This window comes from Bradyrhizobium sp. WCU1 (assembly GCF_053474805.1).
Map to the genome: position 1 here is coordinate 529,338 of NZ_CM130280.1, position 23,439 is coordinate 552,776.

At 64.8% G+C, this 23,439-nt stretch carries 22 protein-coding genes; 6 read left to right on the forward strand and 16 right to left on the reverse strand.

Annotated features, from left to right (window positions below; genetic code table 11):
- Positions 1 to 13 precede the first annotated feature (13 nt).
- Genes ACTUWL_RS02570 through ACTUWL_RS02590 form a run of 5 tightly spaced genes read right to left on the reverse strand, consistent with a single transcriptional unit; the run spans position 14 to position 4,936 of the window.
- On the reverse strand, positions 14 to 1,150 hold the full coding sequence (locus tag ACTUWL_RS02570; RefSeq protein WP_021082348.1) for an NAD(P)/FAD-dependent oxidoreductase: 1,137 nt from the start codon (positions 1,148 to 1,150) through the stop codon (positions 14 to 16).
- Positions 1,151 to 1,158: 8 nt separating this feature from the next.
- A complete protein-coding gene (locus ACTUWL_RS02575; RefSeq protein WP_021082349.1) occupies positions 1,159 to 1,965 on the reverse strand; it encodes an ABC transporter permease in 807 nt (268 codons plus the stop codon).
- Complete coding sequence (locus ACTUWL_RS02580) at positions 1,962 to 2,837, reverse strand: ABC transporter permease (protein ID WP_106940251.1); 876 nt, start codon at positions 2,835 to 2,837, stop codon at positions 1,962 to 1,964. The genes ACTUWL_RS02575 and ACTUWL_RS02580 overlap by 4 nt, the downstream gene beginning before the upstream one ends.
- A complete protein-coding gene (locus tag ACTUWL_RS02585) occupies positions 2,834 to 3,874 on the reverse strand; it encodes an ABC transporter ATP-binding protein (protein ID WP_021082351.1) in 1,041 nt (346 codons plus the stop codon). The genes ACTUWL_RS02580 and ACTUWL_RS02585 overlap by 4 nt, the downstream gene beginning before the upstream one ends.
- A gap of 27 nt (positions 3,875 to 3,901) precedes the next feature.
- On the reverse strand, positions 3,902 to 4,936 hold the full coding sequence (locus ACTUWL_RS02590; RefSeq protein WP_021082352.1) for an ABC transporter substrate-binding protein: 1,035 nt from the start codon (positions 4,934 to 4,936) through the stop codon (positions 3,902 to 3,904).
- 272 nt (positions 4,937 to 5,208) lie between these two features.
- Here ACTUWL_RS02590 and ACTUWL_RS02595 point away from each other — a divergent pair, with 272 nt between their 5' ends.
- Entirely contained in the window at positions 5,209 to 6,117 is a 909-nt protein-coding gene (locus ACTUWL_RS02595) for a LysR substrate-binding domain-containing protein (protein WP_021082353.1), read from the forward strand.
- Between the two features lie 349 nt (positions 6,118 to 6,466).
- On the opposite strand, the gene ACTUWL_RS02600 is transcribed toward ACTUWL_RS02595, so the two are convergent.
- Together ACTUWL_RS02600 and ACTUWL_RS02605 are read right to left on the reverse strand one after the other, a co-directional pair.
- Positions 6,467 to 6,661 carry a hypothetical protein gene (locus ACTUWL_RS02600; RefSeq protein ID WP_146160369.1) on the reverse strand — a complete coding sequence of 65 codons (195 nt, stop codon included), beginning with the start codon at positions 6,659 to 6,661 and terminating at the stop codon, positions 6,467 to 6,469.
- Between the two features lie 1,203 nt (positions 6,662 to 7,864).
- Positions 7,865 to 8,140: a hypothetical protein gene (locus ACTUWL_RS02605; protein WP_291738671.1), complete on the reverse strand. Its 276-nt coding sequence runs from the start codon at positions 8,138 to 8,140 to the stop codon at positions 7,865 to 7,867.
- On the opposite strand from ACTUWL_RS02605, the gene ACTUWL_RS02610 reads away from it, so the two are divergent.
- Complete coding sequence (locus ACTUWL_RS02610; protein ID WP_291738670.1) at positions 8,042 to 9,355, forward strand: FAD/NAD(P)-binding protein; 1,314 nt, start codon at positions 8,042 to 8,044, stop codon at positions 9,353 to 9,355. The two genes, ACTUWL_RS02605 and ACTUWL_RS02610, sit on opposite strands and share 99 nt — an antisense overlap.
- On the opposite strand, the gene ACTUWL_RS02615 is transcribed toward ACTUWL_RS02610, so the two are convergent.
- Together ACTUWL_RS02615 and ACTUWL_RS02620 are read right to left on the reverse strand one after the other, a co-directional pair.
- A complete protein-coding gene (locus tag ACTUWL_RS02615; protein WP_021082355.1) occupies positions 9,352 to 10,179 on the reverse strand; it encodes a MetQ/NlpA family ABC transporter substrate-binding protein in 828 nt (275 codons plus the stop codon). The two genes, ACTUWL_RS02610 and ACTUWL_RS02615, sit on opposite strands and share 4 nt — an antisense overlap.
- Positions 10,180 to 10,212: 33 nt before the next feature.
- On the reverse strand, positions 10,213 to 11,535 hold the full coding sequence (locus ACTUWL_RS02620; protein WP_021082356.1) for an O-acetylhomoserine aminocarboxypropyltransferase/cysteine synthase family protein: 1,323 nt from the start codon (positions 11,533 to 11,535) through the stop codon (positions 10,213 to 10,215).
- A gap of 416 nt (positions 11,536 to 11,951) precedes the next feature.
- Here ACTUWL_RS02620 and ACTUWL_RS02625 point away from each other — a divergent pair, with 416 nt between their 5' ends.
- The gene (locus ACTUWL_RS02625) at positions 11,952 to 13,355 is read left to right on the forward strand and encodes an LLM class flavin-dependent oxidoreductase (protein ID WP_021082357.1); all 1,404 of its coding nucleotides are present in this window, start codon (positions 11,952 to 11,954) and stop codon (positions 13,353 to 13,355) included.
- A 38-nt stretch (positions 13,356 to 13,393) separates the two neighbouring features.
- Here the strand turns inward: ACTUWL_RS02625 and ACTUWL_RS02630 are convergent, their stop codons facing one another.
- Genes ACTUWL_RS02630 through ACTUWL_RS02655 form a run of 6 tightly spaced genes read right to left on the reverse strand, consistent with a single transcriptional unit; the run spans position 13,394 to position 18,796 of the window.
- Positions 13,394 to 14,170: a MetQ/NlpA family ABC transporter substrate-binding protein gene (locus tag ACTUWL_RS02630; RefSeq protein ID WP_021082358.1), complete on the reverse strand. Its 777-nt coding sequence runs from the start codon at positions 14,168 to 14,170 to the stop codon at positions 13,394 to 13,396.
- 28 nt (positions 14,171 to 14,198) lie between these two features.
- Positions 14,199 to 14,981 carry a MetQ/NlpA family ABC transporter substrate-binding protein gene (locus ACTUWL_RS02635; RefSeq protein ID WP_021082359.1) on the reverse strand — a complete coding sequence of 261 codons (783 nt, stop codon included), beginning with the start codon at positions 14,979 to 14,981 and terminating at the stop codon, positions 14,199 to 14,201.
- A 47-nt stretch (positions 14,982 to 15,028) separates the two neighbouring features.
- A complete protein-coding gene (locus tag ACTUWL_RS02640; RefSeq protein ID WP_021082360.1) occupies positions 15,029 to 15,694 on the reverse strand; it encodes a methionine ABC transporter permease in 666 nt (221 codons plus the stop codon).
- The gene (locus ACTUWL_RS02645; RefSeq protein ID WP_021082361.1) at positions 15,684 to 16,805 is read right to left on the reverse strand and encodes a methionine ABC transporter ATP-binding protein; all 1,122 of its coding nucleotides are present in this window, start codon (positions 16,803 to 16,805) and stop codon (positions 15,684 to 15,686) included. Before ACTUWL_RS02645 ends, ACTUWL_RS02640 begins: the two co-directional genes overlap by 11 nt.
- Before the next feature lie 45 nt (positions 16,806 to 16,850).
- Positions 16,851 to 17,171, reverse strand: coding sequence for a 4Fe-4S dicluster domain-containing protein (locus ACTUWL_RS02650; protein WP_021082362.1), 321 nt, complete (start codon positions 17,169 to 17,171; stop codon positions 16,851 to 16,853).
- Positions 17,168 to 18,796: an FAD-dependent oxidoreductase gene (locus ACTUWL_RS02655; RefSeq protein WP_021082363.1), complete on the reverse strand. Its 1,629-nt coding sequence runs from the start codon at positions 18,794 to 18,796 to the stop codon at positions 17,168 to 17,170. Before ACTUWL_RS02655 ends, ACTUWL_RS02650 begins: the two co-directional genes overlap by 4 nt.
- A gap of 311 nt (positions 18,797 to 19,107) precedes the next feature.
- Between ACTUWL_RS02655 and ACTUWL_RS02660 the strand changes: the two genes are divergently transcribed.
- Positions 19,108 to 20,445 carry an LLM class flavin-dependent oxidoreductase gene (locus tag ACTUWL_RS02660; protein ID WP_035653614.1) on the forward strand — a complete coding sequence of 446 codons (1,338 nt, stop codon included), beginning with the start codon at positions 19,108 to 19,110 and terminating at the stop codon, positions 20,443 to 20,445.
- A gap of 5 nt (positions 20,446 to 20,450) precedes the next feature.
- On the opposite strand, the gene ACTUWL_RS02665 is transcribed toward ACTUWL_RS02660, so the two are convergent.
- Complete coding sequence (locus ACTUWL_RS02665) at positions 20,451 to 21,542, reverse strand: LLM class flavin-dependent oxidoreductase (protein WP_021082365.1); 1,092 nt, start codon at positions 21,540 to 21,542, stop codon at positions 20,451 to 20,453.
- A gap of 363 nt (positions 21,543 to 21,905) precedes the next feature.
- Between ACTUWL_RS02665 and ACTUWL_RS02670 the strand changes: the two genes are divergently transcribed.
- Positions 21,906 to 22,712 (forward strand): ABC transporter permease subunit, encoded by an 807-nt coding sequence (locus ACTUWL_RS02670; RefSeq protein WP_106940257.1) that lies wholly within the window; start codon positions 21,906 to 21,908, stop codon positions 22,710 to 22,712.
- Positions 22,709 to 23,434, forward strand: coding sequence for an ABC transporter ATP-binding protein (locus ACTUWL_RS02675; RefSeq protein ID WP_021082367.1), 726 nt, complete (start codon positions 22,709 to 22,711; stop codon positions 23,432 to 23,434). Before ACTUWL_RS02670 ends, ACTUWL_RS02675 begins: the two co-directional genes overlap by 4 nt.
- Positions 23,435 to 23,439 lie beyond the last annotated feature (5 nt).

A 23,439-nucleotide genomic window follows, 5' to 3' on the forward strand; every position in this document is an offset into this window, starting at 1 on the left:
TTTCTCGAGGTCTCTAGTAGCCGCTGTGGTTTGCCGCGCCGTTGCCGCCGAAGCGGCGGGCCGAGAAGGCGCCGACCAGTTCGGGCTCAAGCGCGCCCTGGGCAACCATGCGCGCCACGTCGAAGGCGTGATTGGAGGCGAGCGTGACGCCGGAATGGCAGCAGGCCACGAAGGCGCCGGGATGGCTCTCCGACTGATCGTAGATCGGAAAGCCGTCCTGCGGCATGACGCGGATGCCGGCCCAGCTCCTGACCACGTTGAGCCGCGCCAGATGCGGAAACATGCGCTGCGCGCGATCGGCCATCACCGCGCTGATCGAATGCTTGAGCGTGCGATCGTCGAGTTCCTCCTCCCTGCTGTCCCCGATCATCACGGTGCCCTCGTCGGTCTGGCGGATCGTGGTCAGCGGGTGCGGCAGGAACGGCATGGTGCGCTCGGTCACGACGATCTGACCGCGGGTCGGGCCCATCGGCGCATGGAGACCGACCATCGGCGCGAGCGTCTGGTTGGCATTGCCCGCGGCCAGCACGACCTTGGCGGCACGCAGCTCGCCTTGCGGCGTCGTCAGCCGGAATTCGCCGCCACGTTTGGAGATCGCCGAGACCGGCCGCTCCGGAAAATAATCGACGCCGAAGGCCTTGAAGCCGGTGTGGAACGCACGAAACGTGCGCAGCGAATTGACGTGGCCGTCGTGTGGACAATAGCTGCCGCCCGACACGTCCGGCCCGATCAGCGGCAGCGCCTTCTTCACCTCGGACGCCGGCATCATCTGCATCCTGTAGTCGGCGGCGCCCACCTGGTTGTGCATCCGCTTGACGAGATCGGCGCGCTGCCCGAACTCGTCCTCGCCGAGCGTCAGGTGAAAGCCGCCGTTCTGCTGCAGGCAAACGTCGAGGCCGGTCTGCTGCCTCAGCTCCGAGGCGAGCCTGCCCCACGCCTCCGACGCCCGAACCGTCCAGACCGTATAGGCCGGCATGCCCAAGCCCTTGCTCTGCACCCAGACCAGCGCGAAGTTGGCGCGCGATGCGCGTTTGGCAATATCGCCCTCGTCGAGCACCGCGACCGACTTGCCGAGCCGGCCCAGTCCCCAGGCGATGGCGGAGCCGAGCAGTCCGCCGCCGACGATGGCGACGTCATAATCTCCGGACATGAGTTCTCCTATCGTCCCGTATCGCTCTTGCCGGCGAGCACGCGGTCGAGCCCGTAGAAGCGGTCGAGCAGAATGAGGGCGGTCATGGTGATTGCGATCACGCAGGCCGACACCGACGTCACCAGCGGATCGATGTTGTCCTGGATGTAGAGGAACATGCGCACCGGCAAGGTCTCGGTGCCCGGCGCGGCAAGAAAGACGGTCATGGTCAGGTCGTCGAATGACTGGATGAAGGCGAGCGCCCAGCCGCTGATCACGCCGGGCAGGATCAGCGGCAGCGTGACGCGGCGGAACAGCGTCCAACCGCCGGCGCCAAGCGAGACCGCCGCCATTTCAACCGAGAGATCCATGCCGGTGGCGGCCGCCAGCGTCAGCCGCAGCGCGAACGGAAACACGATGACGACATGCGCGATGATCAGCGCCGCGAAGCTGCCGCCCATTCCGACCGAAGTGAAGAAGCGGAGGAAGGCGATGCCGAGCACGACATGCGGGATCATCAGCGGCGACAGGAACAGCGCCGCGAGCGCATCGCGGCCGCGGAAGCGATAGCGCGCGATCGCGAGCGCCGCCGGCACCGCGAACAGCAGCGCCACGAACGAGGACAGTGCGCCGAGGCCGAGGCTGACCCAGAAGGCGTGGATGAATTCCGGATAGTTCGCGATGGCGCGGAACCAGCGCAGCGAGAGGCCGCCCGTCGGCAGCGACAGGAAGCCCTCCGGCGTGAAGGCGACGAGGCAGACGACGAGGATCGGTGCCACCATCACGATCACGAAGATGGCGTGGAAGATCAGCGCCAGCGGGCCGTTCTGTCTCATCGGAACACCTCGGCATAGCGGCGCTCGATCAGCGCGTTGCTGCCGACGACGATCAGCACCAACGCGACCAGCAGCAGCGTGGCGACGGCAGCCCCCAGCGGCCAGTTCAGCGTGTTCAGAAACTCGTCATAGGCGAGCGTCGCCGCGACCTTGAGCCGGCGTCCGCCGATGATCGCCGGCGTTGCGAAGGCGCTTGCCGAGAGCGAGAACACGATGATGGCGCCCGACAACACGCCGGGCATGATCTGCGGCATGATGATGCGGCGAACGATGGTGAGGGAACCGGCACCGAGCGACATCGCGGCGTTTTCGATCTGTGGATCGAGCCGCTGCAGCGCGGCCCACACCGAGAGCACCATGAATGGCATCATCACATGCGCAAGCGCGACGACCATGCCGGTTTCGGTGAACATGAAGGGAATCGGTGTGCTGATCAGCCCGAGCGACATCAGCAGCTTGTTGACCACCCCGTTGTTGCCGCCGAACAGCAGCGCCCAGCCGAGCGTGCGCGCCACCACGGAGATCAACAGCGGGCCGAGAATGACGAGCAGAAAGAAGCTCTTCCAGCGCCCACTCATGCGGTTGAGGATGTAGGCCTCTGGCGCGCCGAGCACGGCTGTGAGCAAGGTGGTCAGGATCGCGATGCGAAAGGTCCGCCAGAACATCTCGGCATAGTACGGATCGCTCACGATCTCGTGCCAGTTCTTCAGGATGAAGACCGGCTCGACGCCCTTGTACTGGCCCCAGTCGTGGAACGACAGCAGCACGGTCATCGCCAGCGGAATCAAGAGCACGCCGACGAACAGCATCAGGGCCGGCGCCGTCAGCGCCCAGGGTGCGCGTGCGCTGGGTTGCTCCGTAGCCGTCCTCATGCAGCAGCTCCGGCGCGCGCACTCATGTCCTCCGGCCGCCAGGCAAGACGGACCGCGTCGCCTTCGGCAGGCTGGGTCTGGCCGTCATTCTGGCGGATCACGATCGCCGGGCCGCATTCGCTCTCGCACTGGAACAGCCAGTGATTGCCCTGGAAAATGCGCGTGACGATTTTTGCGCAGAGGCCCGTGTCGCCGAATCCGATCCGTTCGGGACGAATGCTGATCGTCACGGGACCGCTGAGCCCGGCAGGCGCCGGCGCGCTCCACGAGCCCGCGAGCAGTCGCGCGGGCGTGCTGGTCCGGTCGATCGTCGCGGCAAAGTCGTTGGTCTTGCCGAGGAATTGCGAGACGAACGCCGAGGCCGGCCGCTCATAGGTCTCCTGCGGCGTGCCGATCTGTTCGATGCGGCCCTGGCTCATCACGACGATACGGTCAGACAGCGACATGGCCTCGTTCTGGTCGTGGGTGACCAGGATCGTCGTGGTGCCGAGCGTGCGCTGGATCTGGCGCAGCTCGATCTGCATCTCCTCGCGCAGCTTGGCGTCGAGGTTCGACAGCGGCTCGTCGAGCAGCAGCACGCTCGGCCGGATCACCAGTGCACGCGCCAGCGCCACGCGCTGCTGCTGGCCGCCGGACATGCGGCGCGGATGGCGCTCTTCATAACCCGCGAGGCCGACCATCGCGAGCGCGGCACGGACCCGTTCGGCCCGCTCGGTCCGCGCCACGTTCCGCATCTCCAGACCGAATCCGACGTTCTCCGCCGCGGTCATATGCGGAAACAGCGCATAGCTCTGGAACACGATGCCGAGCCCTCGCCTCGCCGGGTGCACGGCGTTCAGGTCGTTGCCCTCGAGCCGGATCGCGCCGCGCGTCGGGTCGAGGAAGCCTGCGATCATCTGCAGGGTCGTGGTCTTGCCGCAGCCGGAGGGGCCAAGGAAGGAGATGAACTCCCCCTTCGCGACGGCGAGACTGAAGTCGTCGACGACAGTCTGCGCGCCGAACTGCTTGGCGACACGATCGAGCTCGAGATAGGCCATAACACTGACTCCGGTGCGGCGATCAGATCAGCGCTCGACCTCGCGATTCCAGCGCTTGGTCCACTCCTCGCGCTTGTCGTTGATCACGGTCCAGTCCGGATTGTAAAGCTTCGCCGCACGCTCGCCGATCGGGGCCATCTTGCCGAGTTCCGGCGATATCACGAGCGATTTCAGCACCGGCCCATAGCCGTAGTCCTTCAGCATCACGAGCTGGATCTTCGGATCGAGCAGCACCTTGACGAAGCTCGAGGCGAGCGGCGAGGCGTTGGGCTTGGCGATCGGACAGGCGGTGGTCAGCAGCGTCGCCGCGCCTTCCTTCGGATAGACGAAGTCGACGGGGAAGCCGGTATTGGCGAAGCTCTGCACGCGTCCCGAGCCCCATACGGCGATGACGGCCTGGCCGGACTGGAACAACTCAGTCATCTTGCCCGGCGACGGCTCGTAGGCGAGCACGTTCGGATTGATGTCGTTCTTGAAGATCTTGAAACCGGCATCGACATTGGCCTCGCTGCCGCCGTTCATCTTCGCAAGCATCAGCAACGCCTCCAGGCCGTAGGTGTTGTTGATCGGCGGAACGACGAGCTGCTTCTGGTATTTCGGATCCTTCAGATCATTCCAGGAGGTCGGCGGCGCCCAGCCCTTCTCCGCAAAGGCCTTGGTGTTGTACATCAGGCCGGTCGCGACGATGCCGATCGCCACGGCGCGATCATCCTTGAAGCGGGCGGTGTCGTAGAGATCGGCGGGAAGGCCGTCGAGCTTGCCACAGAAGCCGAGCTGGATCGCCTGATACATCGGGCCGTCGTCGACGATGACAACGTCGATCTGCTGGTTGCCCTTCTGGGCCTGGAGCTTTGCCAGCGTGTCGGTCGAGTTGCCGGCGACGTATTCGACCTTGACGCCATTCTCCTTCTCAAAGCCCGGGATCACCTGTTCGCGGATGGTCTTCTCGAACGAGCCGCCATAGCCGGCGACGTAGAGCGTTTTCTGCTGGGCGATGGCGACCGACGGGATCGCGGTGAGTGCCGCGATGCCAACCGCTGTCAGAAGGCTGAGATTCTTCATGTGACCGATCTCCAGTTCCGGGATGGGGTGACGTGCCGGCGGGCCGCACCGGCCAGAGCCATCCGCATTCGATCGGCGCCAATTCCGTCCGACCAGGGCTCCGGCCCCTGCTCCACGGGTATCGTCATTAGCGAGAGGGCTTTGAATCCCTCCCATCTGCCGAAAAAACGGGCTGTCTCCAGCGCTGATGAAAAAGATCGCAATCAACCCTTCCATCGTCCAATGAATAATGGCACCATCTGTATGCTTGAATGTTATGAAAGGGATGCGAGATGCCGCGGATCAACCCGCGACAGGTCGAGGCCTTCAGGGCGACGATGCTGTCCGGCGGCGTCACTGAAGCGGCGAAGCTGATGGCGGTGACGCAGCCCGCGGTGAGCCGGTTGCTGCGCGACTTCCAGGCGCTGTTGAAGATGGAGTTGTTCGAGCGGCGCGGCACCGGGCTGGTGCCGACCGCCGCCGCCATCGCGCTCTATACCGAGGTCGAACGCTCCTTCGTCGGCCTGGAACGCATCACCGCAGCAGCCGAGGAGATCCGCAGCCGTCGCACCGGCACACTGCGGATCGCCGCATTGCCGGCGCTCTCGAATGGTTACCTGCCGCGGCTCGCCGGACATTTCCTCAAGCAGCGACCCAACCTCAACCTTGCCTTCTTCGGCGTGATCTCACCGATCGTCATCGATTGGGTGTTGAACAATCAGTGCGACATCGGCTTCGCCGAGCTTCCGATCGCCCATTCAGCCTTGCCAAGCATGCGTCTCCCGGCCTTGCCACGCGTCGCGGTTCTCCCTACCGGTCATCACCTCGCGGCAAAGGAGGTTCTGCAGTCTCGCGATTTCGAGGGAGAAACGTTCATCTCACTCTCGGCCGGATCGGCCGGCCGGCATCTGATCGACCAGATCTTTCAACGCGACGAGATCCGTCGCGTGCTGCGGGTCGAGACCGCCTTGTCGGAAATCATGTGCGGCATGGTGTCGTCCGGGCTCGGCGTCGCGCTTTGTGATCCTTTCACCGCGCAGGAGTTCGCGACACGCGGCGTTGTCGTGCGCCGCTTCCTGCCACGGATCGACTTCCAGTTTGCAGCGGTTTTTCCTGCCCAGCGGAGCCCCTCGCCGGTGGCTTTGGACCTGGTCGAGACTGTGCGACGATCGCTCAACGAATTGGATAGCCTGCTCCACTAGGAGGATTTTTTATTGCACTCGGCACTTCCGGAGTAACGGCGCGGTTTGGCGTGCAAGACCGTGGTCTTTGGTAGCGGGTGGACGCCCCCGCGTGCTTCCCCCTGTTCGCGAGGCCGATCGGCACGGCTCGGCTCTTCCAGCCAGCGCAGATCGAACACGGCGGCAAAGCATCTCCAATTTCCGCGAAAATAGTCTGGTCGCCGCGCGGCAAGAAGCGGTATGGACCATCGCTGATCTCCCTTCATCCATTCAAGAAAGCGCGATGTAAGAGGGCCAAGCTCGGCCGAGGGAGTGATCCAAGCCGCCTCCCGCACGCAAACGAGATCGCGTTATGCGCCGGCGTCTCTGCTCACGGCAAATTGTTTTCGGTGGATCCATAGAAGAAAAGACTACCCAGCGGCACGGAACCCAGCATCGGGTCGTTTGACACGATGGAGGGCTCGCCTGGCCGCAGACCCGTCAGACGGTTCACGGCACCGGCAAACTCATGTGCGTAGAGCTGCTGGCTACCCGTAACGACGTCAAGTTCTTCGTCGGTAAGCAAGCAGAGGTCATTTCTGGTGTGTGTATCCAGGTTCGTCTCCTGTTTGCCAAGTGAGGGAGCGCCCCTCCAAGGGTGGTCGGCAGAATGAGCTCCTCGGTTCGTTCTTGCCGTGATCCGCATCACTAAGCAGACAGCAACATCTCGTCTCCGGACTAGCCGCCTGCCTCTTCTCTTCCAGTCCGGCGTATCCGAACGCGAAACCGCGGGTCCGCCAACGGAAACGGACTCGCGCTCTTTCTTGACAGGACAAAACCGCTGCAGAAGTTTGAGACCGACGATGGATTTGGCAGCCGCTTCTACCGGGCCGAGACCGCGGCCCAGCGGATGTCAGCCTCCGCCCTCAACAAGTGAGGACGGCTTTCTTGATGTGCTCCCCAGTGGCGCACGCCGATCCCACGCGACCGCCTGATACTCTCGATAGTTCTTCTTCACTGAGGTCCGCGTTGAGAATATCGCGAGAGCTTTCGGCGGGCTTGTGCTGCTTTCCAAAATCGGTTCGTCTGCTGTCCATGGTGTGACCCTTCTCCTTCAAGTTGCAGTAGGCAGTCGTAGGAGCTCAGCGCTCGCTCGGACGTGTCCCAAATAACATTGTCGCAGCCGGTTTCCGTTCCCGCGCACGCCACACCCGTTTCGCTCGGCGCCGGCTGGGCCTGCACGCTGTTGGGCCATTACGAAGATGCCCTGCCCAGGCTGCAAAGATCGCCCGCGAGAACGCGAGCCCGGCCTTTCTCGCGGCTGCAGACCACGTGGTGCAGCTCATGGTCGCCGCCGGGCTGCCTGAGGGCTGAGCGCACCTCCCCCCGTTTCAAACCACCTGCCCACGTCGGCTGCAACGGGGAATGATTTTTTCTCGATGGCTTCGTCGATAAAATTACTGATTTGCAGGTACGCTCAATGCGCACTGTTATTTTCAAAGTTGCTATGACCGCTGACATTCGTTCTCGGGCATGGAAAAGCCGTGTTATTCTTCGCCGCGTACTGCGCGCGAAGGAGGTTCTATGCGGCGAGCATCTTCTTGGCTTCAGATTTTCGGTCGCATCGGTCAGCGGTTCCAAGCGTGGCGCCGGAACCATGCGAGACCGAATGCAACCGAGAGGCGCGACGACCTCTACGAGATCTTCCTGTTCGGTCCGCACGGCTAACTGCATTCTCCCCGTATCGACCCCGCTGGGTGCAGCGGGTGGCTCTGTCGAGACTTGCGCGTCAGCACTCCACGCATCCTGACGCCCCGTATCGGCATGCGTTCAGATAGCGTGAACTGCTGGCATTGCGCGTCCGGCGTGACCGGCTGATCGATGGAGCGACGGCATGACGCGTACCGATGGCCGACATGTCATCATTATCGGCGGCGGCGCCAGCGGCGTCCTGCTGGCCTACCAGTTGCTGCACCAACCGATCCGCCGTCTTTGCGTCACGCTGATCGAGCAGCGCCCGGACATCGGCCGCGGCATCGCCTATCACACCGGAAATTCCGATCATTTGCTCAATGTGCGCGTCGCGAACATGAGCGCGCTGCCGGACCAACCGGATCATTTCTGGCGCTGGCTCACCTCGCGCGAGCTTGATGTATCGCTGTGCCCGGATCCCTATTGCTTCGTGCCCCGGCGCATCTACGGCGACTACATAGCGAGCTTGCTCGAACAGCAGACATCCGATCCGGCGGATGTCGAACGCTTGTCGATCGTGCGCGGCATCTGTGTCGATATCAGCGAAGGCCATGCCGGCGTGACTGTCACACTCGCGGATGGCCAGTCATTGATGGGCGATACCGTCGTCCTCGCGACCGGGCACGACATGCGCGCCAGCCGTGCGGGCTATGCCGATCCGTGGGCGCCGCCATCGGCCGCGCCGATCGATGCCGATGCCACCGTCCTGCTGCTTGGCACGGGGTTGACCATGGTCGACTATGTCCTGTCGCTGCTGCGCGACGGGCATCGCGGGCCGATCATCGCGATGTCGCGGCGCGGCCTGCTCGCAAAACCACACCGGCGCGTCGACGCGCAGCGCATAGAGGAAGCCGAGATCCCATTCGGCGCAAGTATCAGCAGCCTGCTGCGCTGGCTTCGCCTCCGCATCGACCGCAGCGTAGCCGAGGGCGGCGACTGGCGCAGCGTGATCGACGGCCTGCGACCGTACACCCAGCGGCTCTGGCACGAGCTTCCGCCACCGTCCAAGCGCCGCTTCGTCGAGCACGCACGCGCCTGGTGGGATGTGCATCGCCATCGGATGGCGCCGGAGGTCGAAGCCCGCGTGATTCAGGCGATCCATGCCGGACAGCTCGACCTGATGGCCGCCAAGGTCATCAGCGTCGCGCCGAACGACGACGGAGCCCGGGTCCACTACCGCCGGCGCGGCGATACGCGGATCGTCAGCACGCAGGTCGGCGCCGTCGTCGATTGCACCGGTATCGTCAAGGATCCTCGCGCGACGCCCAATCCGGCAGTACGCGCCCTGTTCGACCGCGGCCTGGCGCGCGTCGACCCGCTCTGCATCGGGATCGAGACCGACCGCAACTGCGCGATCATCGGCTGCGACGGCGCGCCTTCGCGCACCCTGTTCGCGGTGGGTCCGCTGACGCGCGCCGCGTTCTGGGAGATCATTGCGATTCCCGACATTCGAAACCAATGTGCCGCACTCGCCGCCCGGCTCGCCGAGGCAACCGGCGAGCATCGGACTCAGCTGGAGCAGGTCTAGCTGCTGAAGCCGGCCGGTATGAACGCCGGCAGCTTCTCCTCGATGAACTGCTTGACCTCAGGCGAGTTGAAGACCTGGATGAAGGCCCTCAGGCGCGGGTCGTCCTTTTTGTCCGGCCGTGCCGTGAAGCGCAACACCAATCCATCGTCCACGGTCCGATCGATGATCAGCGCCGACTTCGGATCACCGCCCGCCGGGATCAGATAGGTGACGTTGACGAGCGCGAGGCTGACGTCGTCGAGCGAGCGATAGGTCTGCGCCGGATCGAGCTCGACGATCTTCAGATTCTTCGGATTGTCGACGATATCGAACCGGCTCACCGCAAAGCCCTTGCCGGGCGCCAGCTTGATCAGCCCCGCACGCTCGAGCAGGATCAGGCCGCGCGCGCCGTTCAGCGGCTCATTCGGGATCGCGACGCTGTCGCCGGATTTGATCTCGTCGAGCGACTTGATCTTCTTCGAGAACAGCCCGACCGGCGCGATCACGCCGACCTTGTCGACCTGCACCAGGTTGAATCCGCGTTGCTTGTTCTGCAGCGCAAGATAGGTCGCATGCTGGAACAGATTGGCGTCGACATCGCCGCTGTTGACGACCTCGTTGAGCGCCACCCAATCCGACAACTCGACGATCTTGACGTCCTGCCCCTTGTCCTTGGCAAGCTTCGCCGCAAACGCGGCCAGCTGTCCGACCGGCCCGGCGCTGGTCGCGATCTTCAGTGGCTCGTCGGCCAGGGCTACTCCAGTCAAGGCTGCTTCAGTCAAGGCCGCGCCGGTCAAGGCCAGCGACAGGCCGAGCGCCTGCGCCAGACGCAAAAGTCTCTTCATCGTCTCAAGTCCGTTTCTTGTTGGAGTTTCCGATCAGGCCGCCTTGCGGGTGCTGCCTGCATCCGCCTGCGCCAGCGCCTGGATGAGATCGGCCAGGATATCGTCGGGATGCTCGATCCCGACCGACAGCCTGACGTAGCCGGGCGTCACACCGGCGGCGAGCTGTTCCTGGGCGCTGAGCTGCTGATGAGTGGTGGACGCCGGATGGATCGCCAGCGACCGCGCGTCACCGATATTGGCGACGTGGTAGAACAGTTTCAGCGCATCGATGAAGCGGCGACCGGCCTCGACACCGCCCTTGAGCTCGAAGCCGACCAGCGCGCCGTAACCGCCCTTCAGATAGGCGTCGGCGCGGCGCCGGTTCTCTCCGCTCTGCAGGCCCGGGAAGATCACCGTCGAGATCGACGGGTGCTTGGCGAGGAAGTCGGCAACCTTGATTGCATTCTCGTTGTGCTGCCGAATCCGCAGCGGCAACGTCTCGATGCCCTGGATGAACTGGAAGGCATTTTGCGGCGCGATCGCGGCGCCGAGGTCGCGCAGCAGCTTGACCCGGGCGCGCAGAATATAGGCGATCGGACCGAACGGCTTGGCCGCCTCGGTCCAGACCGCGCCGTGATAGGCCTCGTCCGGCTGGGTCAGCAACGGGAAGCGCTCGGCGTGAGCCGCCCAGTCGAAATTGCCACCGTCGATGATCGCGCCGCCGATCGACGTGCCGTGGCCGCCGATGTATTTCGTCGTCGAATAGACCACGACCGCGGCGCCGTGCTCGAACGGCCGGGCGATGATCGGGGCTGCCGTGTTGTCGAGGATCAGAGGCACGCCGAGCGAGCGGCCGATGTCGGCGACCTCCTTGATCGGAAACACGTTGAGCTTCGGGTTGGGCAGCGTCTCGGCGAAATAGGCCCTGGTCTTCGCATCGGTGGCACGGCGGAAATTCTCCGGGTCGGCAGGATCGACGAAGCGGACTTCTATGCCGAACTGCTTCAGGGTCTGCGACAGCAACGTCCAGGTTCCGCCATAGAGATCAGTCGAGGACACGATGTTGTCGCCGGCTTGCGCGATGTTGAAAATGGCAAAGGCCGAGGCGGTCTGCCCCGATGCGACGGCCAGCGCCGCAGCACCGCCCTCGAGCGCCGCCAACCTCTCCTCGAACGCATCGGCGGTCGGATTCTTGATCCGCGTGTAGATCTGGCCGATCGCCTCAAGCGCGAACAGCCGCGATGCGTGGTCGGCATTCTCGAACTGGAATGACGTCGTCTGGTAGATCGGCACGGCGACCGCGCCGGTTGTCGGATCCGAACGATAGGAACCGCCGTGCAAAGCGAGCGTCTCGACGTTCTTGGTTTCGACCGGCATTTCGAAATCTCCTGAAGTTCGTGATCCCAGCGTGACAAGTCGGCAAAGGATGCGCAGCCGCTTTGTCGCTGTCGAGATGTCCGGAAAAATAGCGATGGGCGTGCTGTCACAACCTGATGACGCATCTGGAATCTTTCGGGCGACGTGGAGCTCGCAATCGATTTTTTTTGTGTGCGACGCGACGGCAACCGACGCCGGCCGATCACAGATCGTCCCTGCGGGTGCATTGCGAACCGCGATTTCCGCTCGGATTCACGCGTTGCGGGGCGACGCGAACCGAACCGCGAAAGGAAACGTTCTACGTCTGACCAAGGCGCAGCAGGATTTTCACCCGCTCCCCAGGCATTTCAAAATCAAGTCGCGCCGCCGAGATGATAGACCTGACGGACAACTTCTTAACGAGACGAACCAGGTCGATGGCCAGATCCCGCGAACTCCGCTTCAACGCCTTCAACATGATGGCCCCGAGTCACAATTGGGCCGGGCTGTGGTCGCATCCGCGCGACACATCGCTCGACTACAATTCGTTGGACTACTGGGTGAACTATGCGAGGACGGCGGAGCGCGGCCTGCTCGACGGCATTTTCCTGGCCGACGTGTTCGGCGTCTATGACGTCTATGACAACAGCCCCGAGACCGCGCTGCGCCATGCAGTGCAGCTGCCGAACGCCGAGCCGACCCTGCTTGTTTCGGCCATGGCGCTGGTGACGAAGCATCTCGGCTTCGGCATCACGTCCAACCTCACCTACGAGCATCCGTACCAGTTCGCCCGGCGCTTCTCGACGCTCGATCACCTCACCGGCGGGCGGATCGCCTGGAACATCGTCACCGGCTATCTCGACAGCGGCGCACGCGGAATGGGGCTCGACGCGAACCGGGCACATGACGAGCGCTACGAGGCGGCCGAGGAATTCCTCGCGGCGACCTATCAATTGTGGGAAGGCAGCTGGGAGGACGGCGCCGTCCGCCGCGACCGTGCCGCGCGCATCTTCACGGACCCGTCCAGGATCCACCCTGTCCGGCATGATGGGCGTCACTACAAGGTCGACGGCATTCATCTGGCGGAGCCGTCGCCGCAGCGTACGCCGCTGTTGTATCAGGCCGGAACCTCGAAGCGCGGTCGCGCCTTCGCGGCGCGACATGCGGAGGCGATCTTCCTCAACGGCCAAACCAGGCCGATCCTCGCCCGCGCCGTTCGCGACATCAGGGATGCGGCAAAGGAATTCGGCCGCGATCCCTACGATATCCGCTTGTTTGCAGGCGCGACCGTCATCGTCGCCCCGACGCGTGCGGAGGCCAACGATCTGCTCGCGGAGTACGCAGCGCATGTCGACCAGACCGGACAACTCGCCCTGCTCTCCGGCTGGACCGGGATCGACTTCTCGACCTATCGCCCCGACCAGGCCGTGCAATATGTCGAGAGCAACGCGATCCAGTCGATGGTCGAGAATTTCACGGTGCGGAGCGATCGCCCGGTCAGGGTCGGCGACCTCGCGACCCTCAGCCGGATCGGCGCGCGTTCGCCCTTCGTGGTCGGTTCACCCCAGGATGTCGCGGACGAGTTGATCAACTGGGCGGATGAAACCGACATCGACGGCTTCAATCTGTTCCGTCTGGTCGCACCGGAATCACTCGATGGATTTGTCGATCTGGTGGTGCCGGAGCTGCAATCGCGCGGCGTCTACAAGACCGCATACCGCGAGGGCACGCTGCGCGAGAAGCTATTCCCCGGACGCGGGCCGCGGCTTCACGTCACGCATCCGGGCGCGGGCTATCGCCGCGCGCCCGCCAAGGCCGGCCACGCCGACGCCGCCGAGTAAATTGCACGGCAGTCCATCGGCGGCTCGTCAGCCGCGCCTTACCAGGTCGCGATGTAGGTGCCCTTGAAGCGCTTGTCGAGGAACGCCTTCACTTCGTCGGAGTGATAGGCATCGACGAGCTGCTTGACCCAGGGCTTGTCCTTGTCCTCTTCGCGCACCGCAATGATGTTGACCCACGGACCGTCCGCCGCCTCGCGCGCGATGGCATCCGCGGCGGGATTGAGGCCGGCCTGAACCGCGTAGTTGTTGTTGATCGACACCAGGTCGACATCCTGCAGCGACCGCGGCAGCTGTGCAGCGTCCAGCTCGACGAAGCGCAGCTTCCTGGGGTTGTCGGTGATGTCAGCGATCGTCGAAGCGACGCTACTCGGATCCTTCAGCTTGATGATCCCGTGAAGGGCGAGGATCATCAGGCCCCGCGCGCCGTTGGACGGATCGTTGGCGATCGCCACCCGCGCCCCTTCCGGCAGGTCGGTGAGCTTCTTGTACTTCAGCGAGTAGACGCCCTGTGGCGACGCAATCGTGTTGGCGACCTTGACGATCTTCCACCCGGTCTTGGAGATCTGGTTCTTCAGATACGGCTCGTGCTGGAACGAATTCGCCTCGATATCTTTCAGCGCCAAGGCCTGGTTCGGAATCACATAGTCGGTGAACTCCACGACCTTGATATCGAGTCCATGGCCGGCGGCCACCTTCTTCACGACGTCGAGGACCTCGGCGTGCGGGCCGGCTGTCACGCCGACCCGGATGGTCTCGGCCCTGCCCGGGCCGATCAAGAGAGTCGCCGCAGCGATTGCGGCCAGCAAGATGCGCATGAATGTCTCCTAGCCGCAGGATCGGCCGTTACCAGCTCGGCAGCACCGCGCCCTTGAACTTGGTCAGGACGAACTCCTTGACCTCCGGCGAGCGGTAGCTGTCCACCAGGGTCTTGACCCACGGCTTGTCCTTGTCGGTGCTGCGCACCGCGATCAGATTGACGTACGGCCCCTTCGGATCCTCACGCAGGATCGGGTCCTTCACGGGATCGAGTCCGGCCTGGGTCGCATAGTTGGTGTTGATCGCGGCGGCATCGACATCGTCCAGCGCGCGAGGCGCCTGGGCTGCGTCGACCTCGACGAATCTGAGCTTCTTGGGATTTTCCGTGATGTCGACGACCGACGGCTTGAAGCCGACCCCATCCTTCAGCTTGATCACGCCCTTGTCACGCAGCAGCAACAGCACACGGCCGCCATTGGTCGGATCGTTCGGGATCGAGACCTTGCCGCCATCGGGAATATCGGCCCAGGCCTTGTGCTTCTTCGAATAGACGCCGATCGGAAAGTTGACCGTCAGCCCTACCGACTCGATCTTGTAGCCACGATCGGCCTTCTGGTTGTCGAGATAAGGCTGGTTCTGGAACGAATTGGCCTGGATATCGCCGGCATCGAGCGCGGCATTGGGCACGACATAGTCGGAGAACTCGATGAGCTGGATGTCGAGCCCGCCCTTTGCGGCGATCGGCTTCACTGCCTCGAGAATCTGGGCGTGCGGGCCCGGCGTCACGCCGATCTTGATCGTTTCAGCGGCGGCCGCTGCCGACCAGACAGCGAGGGCGCTCGCGAGCGTGACAACAGAACGAAACGACATCTTGGTCTCCGTGAGATAGGCAAAACAGGTGGCGTAGTGGTGATGCGTCAGCGATGACGCAGCCGGCGATTGACCCGGCGCGCCAGATAATCGCCGGCGGTCTGCACGGTCTGCACCAGCGCGATCAGCACCACGACGACGGCCAGCATCATCTCCGGCATGAAGCGCTGATAGCCGTAGCGGATGCCGAGATCGCCGAGGCCGCCGCCGCCGACGGCACCGACCATCGCGGAGTAGCCGAGCAGGCTGACGACCGCGAGCGTCAAGGCCAGCACCAGACCGGGCAACGCCTCCGGGATCAACACCTTGAACACGATCTGCAGCGGACTGGCGCCGAACGACGATGCCGTTTCGATCAGGCCGCCATCGACTTCGCGGATCGCGCCCTCGACCAGGCGCGCAATGAACGGCGTCGCCGCGATGGTCAGCGGCACGATCGCCGCGCCCGAGCCGATCGAGGTGCCCGCGATCAGGCGCGTGAACGGAATGATCGCAACGACCAGGATGATGAACGGCGTCGAGCGGGTCGCGTTCACAACCATCCCGAGGATGCTGTTGACGGCGGGCGCCGCGAACAGCTCCCCCTTGCGGCTGGTTGCCAGGAAGATCCCGATCGGCAGACCGAAGACGGTCGCGAGCAATGCGGCGACCGACACCATGAACAGGCTCTCGCCGGTCGCCTGGATGATCAGATTGATGAGTTCACGCGACATAGCCGAGCCGCTCCACCGGGAAGTTGTGCTGAGACAGATAGGCCACGGCCTGCTTGACCGCGGCCTCGCCGCCGGGAATGCCGATCGTCAACGAACCGACGTGCTGGCCGCCGATCTCGTCGATCCGCGCCGACAGCAGCGCGACGTCGATCGACAGCTCGCGCGCCAGCCGCGCAACAATCGTATCGCCGGCATCGCTGCCGCGGACCTGCAGGCGGATGACGGCCCGTCCGCCGGCGATCGGTTGTGCCACCAGGCGGCTCGCCAGCGATACCGGAACGCTGTCGCCGACCACTTCCGAAAGGAAGGCCTGCGTGACCGGATGGCTGGGATGGGTGAAGATGTCGGCAACATGGCCGCGCTCGACAATCTCGCCGGCGTCGATCACCACGACCTCCTTGGCAAGCTGCCGCACCACCGACATTTCGTGGGTGATCAGGACGATCGTCACGCCGAGCTCGCGATTGATGTTGGCAAGCAGGTCGAGGATCGCACGGGTGGTCTGCGGATCGAGCGCCGAGGTCGCCTCATCCGAGAGCAGCACATTCGGCCGCGTCGCCAGCGCACGGGCGATGCCGATGCGCTGCTTCTGGCCGCCGGACAGTTCGGACGGATAGCGGTCGTATTTGTCGGCGATGCCGACGAGCTCCAGCAGTTCCTCCACGCGGGCCGCGATCTCGGCTCTCGACCAGCCGGCGATCTCGAGCGGCAAGGCGATATTGTCCGCCGCCGTGCGTGACGACAGCAGGTTGAAATGCTGGAAGATCATGCCGATCGAGCGCTGCGCCAGCCGCAGCTCGCGGCCGGCAAGCCCTGAGATGTCGCGGCCGTCGACGACGACCCGTCCGGCCGACGGCTTCTCCAGCCCGTTGATCAGCCGCACCAGGCTCGATTTTCCGGCGCCGGAGCGACCGATCACGCCGGTGATCGATCCGCGCGGTATGGCAAAGTCGATTCCGGCCAGCGCCTGCACGCTCGGCTTATCGCGGTAGGCCGGATAGATCTTCGAAACGGACTCGAACCGCACCATCGTATCGCGCTCGATCGGAGCAGATGCGATAGGCGGCGTCTCGACGGGTTGCACCGCCGTCAGCGATTGATGCACGTTCATTCAGTCGTCCAATTCGAATGGCTTTGGTCGGTCGGAGTCGCGGACTCAATGACCAAAGAGAAGGTAACTGCGGTCGTCGCCGCGGCGATCCCGCGTACCGTCGGTCCAGCCGACAGCCCGCCGATAGCTCCCCATCGCGTCGGTTTGCCTGAGCGCGACGAGGTCGATCGCCTGGGCCTGATCGGCGAAAGGCGATACATAGAGCGCATCCTCGGGACAGTAAAGCTCGCAGAGAAAGCAGGTCTGGCAATCGCTCTGCCGGGCAATCACCGGAACTCCGTCGGTCTTGTCGAACACGTTGGTCGGGCAGACGTTGACGCAGATGTCGCAGGACGTGCAACTGGCGGCATCGATGACTTCGATCATTCCGCAGCCTCCGCATAGGCCGCGTCCGCATGCGGCCGGACCGAGGTCCAGACCTCGTCGAGGCCGCCGCTCGTCACGTAATGCCGCTGGCGATCGTCCTGCTCGGGGAAATCGTCGCGGCGATGCATGCCGCGGCTTTCCTGGCGCGCCAGCGCGCTGCGATACATCAGCCGCGCGGTTGCCAGCATCGCGGCGCCTTCGCGGGCCCGCAACAGATCGGCCCTGGAGGCGGCGTCCGCCTCCGAGACGTCGAGCCAGGCCCCATCGAGCCGCGCCAGCGCCCCCTCAAGCCGCGAAGCCTCCCGGAAATAGTTCAGCTCATACGGGAACACTTCTCTCTGGACCGCCTTCGCCAAGGCAGCCGGCTCGAACGCCCGCCGCGACCGGCTGCGAAACGCGATCGTTCCCGATGGCGACAGCTTCCGCCGGCCTGTCGGACCGAATTGTCGGGCGTAGTCGGCGGCACCCTGCCCCGCCCAGCTGCCCGACGACATCGCCCAGGCCGCGTTATGGCTGCCTCCGCCGGTGAAGCCGCCGCAGATCAGTTCGCGTGTCGCCGCGTCCCCGGCCGCATAGAGCCCGGCCACGCTGGTGGCGCAGCTGTCATCCACGATGCGCAGACCGCCGGTACCGCGGACCGTCCCTTCCAGGCGCAAGGTGATCGGAAAGCGATCGTTGAATGGATCGATGCCGGTGCGGTCGAACGGCAGGAAGAAGTTCGGCTGCGAGACGCGCATCTGCCGCTGCACATCGTCATCGGCCTTGTCGAGCCGGGCATAGACCGGCCCCTCAAGCAACGCGCGTGCGATCGCCGACCGTCCGCCCTTCGACGCCGCGCCGGGAACGACGCTGCCGTCATCATGAGTGAAGGTCGCCCAGCCGTAGAACAGCGTCTTGGTGACCGAGCCGAACGCTGCCGAGATCGCATAGGGGTTGGAAAACTCCATGCTGCTGAACTCGGCACCGACCTCCGCGGCCATCAGGTAACCGTCGCCGGTCAGTACGTTCGATCCGAGCGTCTTGCTCAGGAATGCGCAGCCGCCGGTCGCGATCACGACGGCCTTGGCGCGAACCGTCCAGCGATCGTCCTTCTGCCGGCGCACGCCGCTCGCACCGGCGACCGCCCCGGCGTCGTCCACCAGCAATTCCAGCGCCGGGCTGTGATCGAGGATGGTGACGCCGGCCTGCTTGGTGCGCTTGCGCATCAGGCGCATATATTCCGGGCCCTGCAGCGAGTTGCGCTGCGACTTGCCGCTGTCGTCGACCGGATAGGGATAGCCCCAATCGGCCAGGCGATTGCTTTGCTGATAGGTGCGGTCAAGCACGCGCGCCATCCAGCGGCGATCCTGCAGATGACCGCCGAGCTTCTCGCGGTTGGCCATCGCTGCCTCGCGCAGCGCCGGATCGGGATCGACATACCAGACGCCGGTTCCGGCCGCGGCGGTCGCGCCCGATGTGCCGCAAAAGCCCTTGTCGGCCAGCACCACGCGCGCGCCGCGCTCGGCGGCACTGACCGCAGCCCAGGTCCCCGCCGGGCCGCCGCCCAGCACCAGGACGTCGGCGTCGAACTCCACCGATCCGGTCGGTGCATGCACCCGCTCGGCGCGGTTGGGCTGGATCGTCATGCTTCATGTCTCCGGCGGACTCGAACGCGGCCCGCATCTCGGCAACATCGTTGCGCGAGCAAGCACTGCAGGCAATTGCAGATATTTGTGCAGAGTTGGACGAAGTTTTCCCCGGCATCCGCAGCCGAAGAAGATTTGTATTGCCGCACGACGGATGTTTCATGTCTGCCGTCAGCTCCGGCACCCGACGATGCGCCGGGAACTTCAACAGAGGCGAATATTTCTTTTTGCACGCGGGTGGCCGCCGCTCATTTCCTCTTACGCGCCAGGGCGATATCTCGTGACGGAGAGCATCCAAGCCCATGGCCGCCATGTCCCATCGTCAACTCCACCTCAATGTGAACCTGCTGCATTCCGGCGTCTATGCGTCGGCGTGGCGATTGCCGGACAGCGATCCCCGCGCCTGCTTTGACGTCGGCCACTACGTGCGCGTGGCGAGAATCGCCGAGCGCGGCAAGCTCGACGCCATCTTCCTCGCCGACACGCCGGCGATCACCGACCGCATCGACTATCGCTCGTTCATGTCGATGGAGCCGACCATCGTGCTCGCCACAGTCGCGGCGGCCACGACCCATATCGGCCTGATCGCGACCGCGTCGACGACCTACAACGAGCCCTACAACATCGCCCGCCGCTTCGCGACGCTGGATCTGGCGAGCGGCGGCCGGGCCGGCTGGAATGCGGTGACCACCGCCGACGCCGCGGCGAGCCGCAATTTCGGCCTCGCCAATGTGCTGGAGCACAAGGCGCGCTACGACCGCGCCAAGGAGTTCGCCGAGGTCGTGCATGCGCTGTGGGACAGCTGGGAGGACGACGCCTTTGTCGGGGACAAGGCGACCGCACGCTTCGTCGACACTTCGAAAGTGCATCCGATCGCGCATCGCGGCGCGCATTACAGCGTCGCCGGTCCGCTCAACGTCCCGCGTTCGCCGCAGGGACGCCCGGTCACGGTGCAGGCCGGCGGCTCCAGCGACGGCCGCGACCTCGCCGCCGCACAGGCCGAAGCCGTGTTCACGCTGGCGCAGACCATCGACGAAGGCGCGGCCTACGCACGCGATCTGCGGACGCGCGCCGCAGCTTATGGCCGCAGCGGTGATTCCATCGTGATCCTGCCGGGACTCGCCACCGTCATCGGCAGCACCGAGGCCGAAGCCAAGCGGCGCCAGGATGAGCTCTGGGAGCTGGTTCCGATCGAATACAGCCTTGCCCGGCTTGCCGGCACTTTGCAGGTCGATCCGGCCATTCTCGAGCTCGACAAGCCGCTGCCGGATCTGCCGCTGCCGGCCAATGCCAATCACACCATGTTTCAGGGAACCGTGGCGCTGGCCCGGCGCGGCAATCTCACGGTCCGCCAGTTGCTGCGCGCACTCGGCGGCGGCGTCGGCCACCGGATCATCGTCGGCACCCCGGAGCAGATCGCCGACGACATCGAGGCCTGGTTCAAGGCGGGCGCCGCCGACGGATTCAACCTGATGCCGGACGTGCTGCCGACGGGGCTCGAGGTCTTCGTCGACACAGTGGTGCCGATCCTGCAACAGCGCGGGCTGTTCCGACGCGACTACGCCGGCACCACCCTGCGCGATCATCTAGGATTGCCGCGCCCGGTGAGCCGCTTCGCGCGTCGGGAGGTGGCCTCCGCCAGCGCCTGACGCAATCACCGCGCAACCGCGTGGGCCGGAGCGCCGGCGGTCGCAACCGGCGCCCATTCGCGGACGCGCGGGATGACCTCCCTTGCAAAGCGCTCCATCTCGGCCTCGAACGGCTGGAACTGCAGCATGAACAACTCGATGCCGGCAGCGTGAAACGCCTTGATCCGAGTCGCCACTTCCTCGTAGCTGCCGACCAGCCCCGCGGCGGTCCCGCCATTGCTGCCGACCCGCGCCGACTTCTGCATGGTCTGCATCATCACGACCTTTGGGTCGGTGTTCTGCTTCTGGATCGCCTTGATCGGCGCATCCTTCTTCGACAGGGCGAGCAGCCGCTCATACGCGGCTTGAGCCTCGGCCTGTGTCTCGCGCGCAACGACAAAGGCGGACAGGCCGAAGCGCAGCGGCGCGCCCGCTCGCGACCGGCTCGCAACATCGGCGATCAAGCCGGCGACATCGTCGAGCGGCTGGCCGTTGATGAACCAGACATCGCCGTGATCGGCGACCAGCGCCCGCGCCGGCTCCGATTCGCCGCCGACATAGATCACCGGCCGCGACCGATAGAGACTGGAGGGCCGCAGCGCATAATCCTGCACGTCGAAATGCTCGCCCTTGTAAGTCAGCCGCTCGCCCTGCATCAGGCGTGACACCACCGTAATCCACTCGCGTCCGTAAGCGTAGCGGGCGTCGTGCTCGGCGAAGCCGATGCCGGCCTTGTCGAGCTCGGGACGATTCCAGGCATTGACCAGATTGATCGCAAACCGGCCGCGACTGATGTTCTCGATGCCGAGCGCGAGCTTGGCGAGCACGACCGGATGATAGAGATAGGGCTTGATTGCCGCGATGATCTCGATCCGGCTGGTCAGCGCCGCAAGCGCCGCTGCCGCACTCCACGCTTCGAGCTGATCGAGGTCTTCCTGATGCGGATTGATCGTGTGCTGCGCAATCAGCGTCGAGTCGTAGCCGAGCCGTTCCGCCGCGAGCACGAGGTCACGATTGCGTTCCCAGGACGCATCATAGGGCTCTTCGGGATCCTGATAGGCGGCGCGAGAACCATGCACCAGCGCCCAGATGCCAAAGCGGAGCGGTCGTGTCGTCATTTGCTGTCTCTCCTGCGACTCTTCACGTCGTTGTCGCGCCGGGTAGCACGTGAGATCAAGCAGCCGCGGATCAAAAGATTTTCCTTGCCGTGTCCTGCATGCGGATAACCGAGAAACACTCCGGAACGAACGACAATTGAAAAACCGCTCTATTTCTGTTGGCAAAAAATCGTGGGACAGTTTGAGTGTATCAACGAGTGCTTCATGCGAGACGGCAACACCAGGCCGATCGCGTGAGCGACGACATGCGCCACGCACGATCACGGACGATCGCGCGCAGCGGTGAAACAGGACGAATTCATCTTGAGCAACCTCGAACAAACCGCTTCGCCGGTTGCCTTCGACACCACATCGCGGGACGACATTGTCGCCGCCTCTGCACCGGCGCGCCGGTTCGAAATCGGCCGTCGCGGCTTGCAGCTCCTGTCATGGCTTGCACCGGTCGCGCTGCTCGTCGTCTGGGAGCTCCTGGCACAGGCCGGATGGCTGTCGCCGCAGGTGCTGCCGGCCCCGAGCAAAGTCGTGCGGACCGCATTCAAGCTGGTGGCCTCCGGAAGTCTGCTGAACGACCTCGGCATCAGCCTGTTGCGGGCAGCCGCGGGTTTCGCGATCGGTGGCACCGTCGGCTTCGCGCTCGGCACCCTGGTCGGCTTCTCGCGGATCGCCGAGGCCGCGATCGACCGCAGCGTCCAGATGATCCGCGCCATTCCATTCCTCGCCGCGCTGCCGCTGGTCATCGTCTGGCTCGGCGTTGGTGAAGCCGAAAAGATCTTCCTCGTCGCGCTCGGCGTCACCTTTCCGATCTACATCAACACCACGCTGGGAATCCGGCAGGTCGATCCGAAGCTGGTCGAGCTCGGCCGGGTCCAGGGCCTCGGCACGCTGGAGCTGATCCGCCGGATCGTTCTGCCGGGCGCATTGCCCTCGATCCTGACCGGCGTACGCTACGCGCTCGCCACCGCATGGCTGGCGCTGGTGGTGGCCGAAACCATCGGTGCCCAATCCGGCATCGGCTTCCTTGCGATGGATGCACGTGAGTTCCTGCGCACCGATGTGATCGTGCTGACGATCGTCATCTACGCGCTGATCGGGGTTGCCGCGGACGGCATCGCGCGAACTCTCGAGCGGCGGCTGTTGGCCTGGCATCCGAACTACGGGAGCGCGCGATGACCCTGCACGTCGTCCCTGCCCTTACCGCGGCCTCGCCGGCCGTGGTGGTGACAAATCTCCGCCGCGCCTACGGCAATCGTATCGTGATCGAAAACCTCAATCTGCGCATCGAGCGCGGCGAGTTCGTCGCCCTGCTCGGCGAGAGCGGTTGCGGCAAGACCACGCTGCTGCGCGCGCTCGCCGGACTCGATCCGGTCGACGGCGGACGCATCGCAGCGCCCCGGCGGCCCGCGGTCGTGTTCCAGGAGCACCGACTGCTGCCGTGGGACAGCCTGTGGCGCAACGTTGCGCTCGGCTTGCAGGTCAGCAATCCGCGCGATCGCGCCGCGACGGCGCTCGCCGAAGTCGGCCTCGGCGACCGGCTCGACGACTGGCCGCGGAACCTGTCCGGCGGGCAGGCACAGCGCGTCGCCCTGGCCCGCGCGCTGGTGCAGGAGCCTGAACTCCTGCTGCTCGACGAACCCTTCGCCGCACTCGATGCGCTGACCCGCATCCGCATGCACGACCTCGTCCGCGAGCTGGTCGCCACCCATCGGCCCGGCGTTCTCCTGGTGACTCACGATGTCGACGAGGCGATCGCGCTCGCTGACCGCATCCTGGTGATGCGCGACGGCCGGATCGCGTTCGAGCATCGCACGGCCGGTCGTGGCCGAGCATCGATCGCGCGCACCGACCTGCTCGCTGAGCTCGGTGTCGGCGCCGCTCACCCCATCCCCGCCTAGACTTT